Raw genomic sequence first — 1,490 nt, 5'->3', positions numbered from 1 at the left:
CTAGACGCTATGAGTGGTTGAGCCTGAGGCCTCCGCTCGCGTAGACCGTGGGTTGCGGGCCGGTCTTCCGGCTTCGCCTATCCACATACGTGAGGGAGGCCCCAGTTGATATCTGAGCGTACGAGTGTCGGGCTGGATGTGCACGCGCGGAGCGTGGTCGCGGCTGCGATCGATGAGCGAACCGGGGAGCTCGTGCAGCGACGCATGGGCTCCAGCACCGAGGAGATCGTCGCCTGGGCGAGGGGTCTGCCGGGCCCGGTGGCGGCGACGTACGAGGCCGGCCCGACGGGGTTCGGCCTCGCCCGCGCGTTGACCGCGGCGGGGGTGCGGTGCATGGTCGCGGCGCCGTCGAAGCTGCAGCGACCGGTCGGTGACCGGGTGAAGACGGACGCGCGTGACGCGGTCCACCTGGCCCGGCTGCTGCGGCTCGGCGAGATCGTCGAGGTGGTCGTCCCGAGCGTCGAGTCCGAAGCGGCCAGGGATCTGGTCCGCGCCCGCGAGGATGCGCGCGGGGATCTGATGTCTGCCCGGCACCGGGTCAGCAAGCTGTTGCTGCGGCAGGGCATCCAGTACACGCGCGGGAAGGCATGGACCGTCGCGCACGACACCTGGCTGCGATCCCAGCGGTTCGAGCTGGTCGGGCTGCAGGCCGCGTTCGATGCCGCCTACGAAGCGATGATCCAGGCCGTCGACCGGCGCGACAGGCTCGACGCGGCGATCAACCGGATGGCCGCGGACAGCGAGTTCACCGACGTCGTGAACCGGCTCTGCTGCCTGCGAGGGGTCTCGACGCTGACAGGGTTCGGCCTCGCGGTCGAGATCGGTGACTGGACCCGCCTGGACGGACACCGCATCGGCGCCTACGTCGGCCTGACCCCGTCGGAGTCCTCCTCCGGGGCGTCACGCACACTGGGCGGGATCACCAAGACCGGCAACGGCCACGCCCGGCGGCTGCTGATCGAAGCGGCCTGGCACCACCGGCCCGCCTACCGGCCCACCTCGCCGATCATGCGCGCCCGATGGGACCGCGCCAGCGCCGCAGCCCGCGCGCGCGGCCACGCCGGCAACCAGCGCCTCCACGACCGCTGGGTCGGGTTCCAAGCGCGCCGGAAGCGCAGCGTCGTCGCCAACGCCGCGATCGCCCGCGAGCTCGCCGGCTGGTGCTGGTCCCTGGCTGTCATGACCTGACCCGGTCCTCCTGCTTCCGGTCCATCGACGGTGGTGACGGCAGCGTCCGGGCGACTCGCGACACGCCCTATGAGCAACCCGCCCGGCGGGTCACGCTCGATCTCTAGACTCGCGTGAACGCCCCGCCGAACAAACCGTCATGCGGTATCCAACCCGCGCATATCAGAGTGACAACGCGTCGAACACGACACGCGCGTCACCACCGGACACGACCGGAACGAGCGGACGCCGGAAGCCGACGGGCACGGCGTCCGCTCACCCCTGCCCCTTGACAAACCCACGCCCATATCAGGGCGTGTCTC

Annotated in this window: 1 protein-coding gene; it reads left to right on the top strand. The window is 70.8% G+C overall.

Annotation, left to right across the window (positions count from 1 at the left end; translation table 11 throughout):
- Nucleotides 1-105 precede the first annotated feature (105 nt).
- Nucleotides 106-1,188 (top strand): IS110 family RNA-guided transposase, encoded by a 1,083-nt coding sequence (locus tag IR155_RS15625; RefSeq protein WP_194210357.1) that lies wholly within the window; start codon nucleotides 106-108, stop codon nucleotides 1,186-1,188.
- The last annotated feature ends 302 nt before the right edge of the window (nucleotides 1,189-1,490 follow it).

The organism is Microbacterium paludicola (assembly GCF_015235415.1).
GTDB lineage: Bacteria > Actinomycetota > Actinomycetes > Actinomycetales > Microbacteriaceae > Microbacterium > Microbacterium paludicola.
The sequence above is the reverse complement of the archived record's forward strand: the minus strand, read 5'-3'. Positions and strand labels throughout refer to the sequence as shown.